The organism is Bacteroides sp. 43_46 (genome assembly GCF_001915455.1).
GTDB classification, from domain to species: Bacteria; Bacteroidota; Bacteroidia; order Bacteroidales; family Bacteroidaceae; genus Bacteroides; species Bacteroides caccae.
The window spans coordinates 1-5,534 of sequence record NZ_MNQN01000081.1 but is presented as its reverse complement, the minus strand read 5'-3'; the positions used below and the strand labels follow the sequence as shown (position 1 = coordinate 5,534).

Annotated in this window: 2 protein-coding genes and 2 pseudogenes; all 4 read right to left on the bottom strand. The window is 43.6% G+C overall.

Translation table 11 applies throughout. The annotated features are described in order from the left end of the window. Positions 1–828 (bottom strand): annotated as a pseudogene (locus BHV72_RS06895) (hypothetical protein); the annotation flags it as partial. Between the two features lie 196 nt (positions 829–1,024). Then, a complete protein-coding gene (locus tag BHV72_RS06890; RefSeq protein ID WP_022402170.1) occupies positions 1,025–2,422 on the bottom strand; it encodes a DUF5723 family protein in 1,398 nt (465 codons plus the stop codon). A gap of 154 nt (positions 2,423–2,576) precedes the next feature. Next, a complete protein-coding gene (locus BHV72_RS06885; protein ID WP_035447150.1) occupies positions 2,577–4,343 on the bottom strand; it encodes a S41 family peptidase in 1,767 nt (588 codons plus the stop codon). Between the two features lie 119 nt (positions 4,344–4,462). Continuing rightward, positions 4,463–5,431, bottom strand: a pseudogene (locus BHV72_RS06880) (adenosine kinase); the annotation flags it as partial. Positions 5,432–5,534: the final 103 nt, after the last annotated feature.

Genomic DNA, 5,534 nt, shown 5'->3' with positions numbered 1-5,534 from the left:
ACGAAATGGAGGTTCATAATAATAGATTAAAGAATTGTTGTGTATATAGGCAATACCTTCATCCAAAGCTGTCCATATATTGTTGTCATCATCACAATACAATCTCAAAACAGTATTGTTCTGTAGTTTATTATCCGTATTGACCTTCCAAATCAGCTTTCCCTTTTTATCCAACGCATATATGCCATCGGATATTGTGCCAACAACGTAGCAACTATCTTTGGTCATCACCGCACGATTAATGGTATGCTTCTTGAATATATCATCACATTCAGTTTCCCATTTTTCTACCCTCCCATCTCGATACAGGAAACCTCCCTGATTACGGGTAAACATTAAAACCGCATCATCATAAGGGAGCCCGGCCAGGACATCACTATCTCCAAATGCTTTTCTGGGAATAAGTTCTTTCATTTCCCTACCGGCAAAGACATAAAGTCCACCGTTTATTCTTTGAGAATAAAAAGTATTTCCAACCTGGAACAAATTCAGTGGAAGGTTCTTCATTCGAATACCTTCTACCGAATTTCCATTATAAAAAAAGAGAGAACCGAATGATTGAAATACAATTTCTCCTTGAACGCAAGCAATATCCCAGATTTCGTCATTATGAAACGCAAAATCTTTCACCTTATTTTTCAATGAATGATATTCAAGAGTGTCATAAGGAGTACGGACAAAATAACCGAATTCTTCGTAAGAGCCTACATAAATTCTTCCATCTTCACTGATATATATAGCACGCACAATTCCTTTTGTCGGTAATTCATACAGCCGCCAAGCACTTCCATCAAATTCCAACAGCCCACTGTTATTACCGAAATACATCACTCCTCTTTCGTCTTGAGCAATGGCCCAATTCTGAATACCGGCATTATAATCCAAACGTTATTGCAATTCTCATGAGTACTGTTTATAGGTATTTACCAGCAAAGATAAAGCTTTTTGCGTTTTCGTAAAAACAAAATCGCAGATTATCCTCTTTTATAGAAAGATAACCCGCGACAACTGATAACTCACTTTATTAATTTTCAGCCGTTTTCTGTTTTCCCAAAGGAATAGAAACCCCCAAGTAAGCATTGACATTCTTCGTATTCTTGCCAAAGAACATATAATCTGTTCCTGCAAAGAAGGAACCCAGCTTCAATGCCAGACCGAAGGTTTTACCAGCTCCTTGAAGTACGGAATAGCTGGCAGCTACATTGAAAGCATTCGTCGGACGGATGCAGGCAGAGAAAGTCAACTCATTCAAAGTTTTCGGTTTGGCAAAACGACCGGTATACAAGGCACCCACTACCAGCCAATCATTCAATAAGGCATATTCAGCGCCAAGAACCATTGTAGAAGTCAATCCACGGGTACGGCTCTTCTCAGAAGCCTCCTCCGTCTTGAGCTTCAACATGTCATAGTTAAGAATCTCGCCGCTGTTCACAATATTCATGAACTCCTGCTGCGAGGCCGGGTCAAGAAGATCATAAGTCTGCTCTGCATTGGCTCGCGCTATACTGGTATTCGATTTAGACCATTTGATAAAACCCAAATCAAGAACTGAAGCAGAAAGTGTCAATTTATCCAGTAACTTGTAAGATACTCCCAAATCAATAGCCCCACCATATCCGGCAAAACCGAAACTGCCAAAATCGATTTCATCGATATAATCGCCACTCTCATTCTCGGGAAGCTCCAACAGCTTTGACGAGTTCTCCAAAGTTGCATCCACTTGAATGGAAGCTTTACTCGTCACTCCTGAAGAGCCGACAGAAGGAGTTTCCACATGAATCTGGTTGATGTTCAGCTTTAAGTTACCGATACCCAGCAGCATCTTCACCTTACCACCTACAGCCAGTCGGTCTGTGATATTCCTTGCAAAGCCAAGGCCGACTTCCGCATAGGAATTTATCTCAAGCTTCTGTCCATTAATGGTTTCGTTAATACCCAAATAGTCAGAAATATTGTCACCAAACTCCCGGCTGCTCATGTTATTCATAAACTGGAACATGGTTTTCGGTATGGCGGCACCGATATCATTACGCAACCCCACATTGACTGACCAGAAGTTCTTTCCTTTATACCACCCGGCAGACAGAATGTCGGTACTCAAATTCACATTCAAGTTATTGGTAGCATCCAGTCGGTTCATAAAGTCATTGCTCATGAAATAGTCGCTGTCATCACTGTTCTCAATAATGTCCATAATATCCCTATACCCCAGGGAACTGGAGTTGACGGTAGCATTCAACGAACCTATCACGGGAATATTCAGATAACCGCGTCCCGGCATCAAGGCCGGATTGAGCTGCATACGCTGGTTACTTCCTTCCATAAAGTAGGAAGTGCGCAGGAACTGGGCTTGTCCGGAAAGAGAGAAGCAAAGCAACAATACCACAGACAGCCATACTTTCAGAGAATTCAATCGTTTCATAACCTTGTCAATATTTTCATTATCACCTGCAAAAATATAAAACAAGTTAATACCCTACAAACAACTTAACCGGATAGCCGTGCATAAAAGGCTTATACAGAGACTATCCGGTATAAATTAAGGAGCAAATAAAAGAACCCTCTTAAGAATGCCCTTATACTATTTCATCATAAACATGCTCATTTGCTCTCGTAGCGGTACTCAGAAAAACCGGGGCTGCCTCCTTTCTTTGTTGCAGAGACATTGACGTCACTGTCGGAGCACTCAACATTTCCTTGTATTTTGCCGGAGCAGTCAGTATCTTTACAGCCTCTTTCAAGTCATCATCATCTTTCAACTGCTGGATAATGCTTCCACGCTGGAAATAATAACGCTTGATGATTTCTACCGCAATCATGCCCTTGATGTCCTTGGAGAAATGGTCAAGGTCACGGTCCAGATTATGCGACAATTTTTTCTCCAGCGCTTCAAACTCTTTCGAAGCATCAGTCAGATAGCCCTCAAATTCGGCCATCTCCTTCAGGTTCTTCAGCATCTTCTCTGTCTGTTGGTCGTATTTGAAGTCCGCCTTCTTCACCATCGCCTTGAAGTCCGCATAATCGGCATCTGTAATTTCAAACTTCTCTGCTGAAGGGATGGTAGGATGTTTCAGGCAATAGTCCGTTGCATAATTGAAAATAAGATTGTCATTGACAAGATAGAACAGAATGTTGGGCAGCTTCTCCTGCTTCACCGCAATGTCCGGAGTCACGCCTCCGCCATCACGCACTTCACGTCCGGCAGCCGTATGGAACACGGTAGTAAGGCTGTCCGGAATACGTCCCACACTGCCGTCCTCATTCCGGTGCTTGTAGTCGATAGCCTGCACACAACGGCCGCTGGGAATATAATATTTGGAAGTCGTCAGCTTCATGGTACCACCGTATGGTAACGGACGGGTGGTCTGCACCAATCCCTTACCGAAAGTACGGTTACCGATAATGACCGCACGGTCAAGGTCCTGCAAAGAGCCCGCAAGGATTTCTGACGAAGAAGCCGTTCCGCCATTGACCAGAACAGCCAAAGGAATTTCCAAATCCAACGGTTCACGCAATGTCTTGTAGGTATTGCTGGCTTGCTTAATCTTACCCTTTGTCGTCACAAGTGTTTTTCCGCGAGGCAGAAAGAAGTTGGCTATCTCTATAGACTCATCCAGCAAGCCACCCCCATTGTTCCGCAAGTCAATCACCAACGAAGTCATCCCCCGCTTCTTCAAGTCCAGAAAAGCCTGCTTGAACTCCTTGGAAGGATTCCCCGAGAAGGTGCTGAGATTGATATAACCTATATTATTATCCAGCACCGTATAATAAGGTATGAACGGCAATTGGATGGAACGGCGCACAATGTCGAAATCCAACGGTTTCTCTGTACCGGGACGTTGCACTTTCAGCTTGAAGCTGGTACCCACTTGTCCGCGAAGCATCTCGCTGACTTCCTGGTTGTTCTTTCCGGCAAGGTCTTTTCCGTCAATTTCCATCAAAATATCTCCGGCTTTCAGGCCTACATCGGCAGCAGGCATATTCTCGTATGGCTCAGATATCATGGAACGTTTCAGTTTCGGATTCCAAGTAATCACAGAACCTATACCACCATAGGAATTCTTCAGCATCTGCTCCAATTCGCTTTGGTCATCTTCCGGATAATACTCCGTGTAGGGGTCCAGCGAGTAGAGCATGGCATCAATGCCTTCACGGATAGTCTTGTTCGGATCAATCGTATCCACGTAGAACATATCCAACTCTTTCACAATGGAATTGAATATATCCAGATTCTTTGCTATTTGGAAACTACGGCTATCACCACTCTTAAACCCCCAAAAACAAACGGCTCCCGCTACAATCAGCAAGGCAACCATCCAGCGTATCTTTAAAATTCTTCTCATAATTATGATAATGTGCTAATATGCCAATGTGCCAATGTGCTAATAACCTGCAGCGTAATAGCGAAACAAATATTGCGCAGCCAATTAACACATTGGCACATCAGCACATTAATTAATAAAATTTCTTCCTTGATTTTTTCCCATTGTGCTGCCTGAAGCTCCGTACCCACCACTTGTATCACATCTTTGGAGAGAAGGGAGCCTATCTTGCCACATTTCTCCAGCGAGTAGCCACACGTCAGTCCATACAAGAAACCTGCCGCAAAATAGTCGCCAGCTCCTGTAGTGTCCACCACTTTCTCTACCGGAGCCGCTTGTACCTGCACCATCTCTGTACCTTTGCGAATCAGAGAACCACGGGCACCCACCTTTACAATGGCTATGCTACACATTTTGGCAATGATGTCCAATGCTTCCTCCGGTTCCTTACCCGTAAAGGCCTTTGCCTCTTCCTCATTGGCAAAAACAATATCCACATATTTGTTGACCAACAGAGAGAAAAATTCAAGGTCTCCTTCTACTATATTGTAGCTCGCCATGTCCAAACATACTTGTAAGCCGGCCTCTTTAGCCAGCTCAATGGCACGGAGAATCATATCATGGTCTTGCACCAGATACCCCTCTATAAATAGGTAAGCATATCCTTTGAACATATCCAGCGAAAGATCTTCCGCCTTCAATGTAGAAGCCGCCCCCAAATAAGTGCCGAAAGTACGCTCCCCATCAGGAGAAATGAAAGTAGAGGCTACACCGGACGGAAGGGTAGTGGAAAGCAATAAATTCGCCTCTGTCCCACGTTCCAGCAGGCTATCCCGGAAAAAGTTACCGTAAAAGTCATTGCTTACTTTTCCGATGAATCCCGTACCCGCACCAAGGCATGCCATTGCCCGAATTGCGTTTCCGGCAGAACCTCCGTTAGCCAAGTGCGTCTTCATCCGGCTGAAATACTCACTAATTTTCAAGAACTTATCTTCATCAATCAGCGTCATGCTTCCTTTCGGAAGCTGCATCTCCGTCAAAATATTATCATCTTCAATGATTGCCAGCGCATCGACCAAAGCATTGCCCAACCCAATTATTTTATCCATCTTCGATATTTTTTTTGCAAAGATATTGCATATTTCAAAATATCCTATTACTTTTGCAGCGCATTTGAGAAAAAACAACATTCTTCCTTAGCTCAGTCGGTTA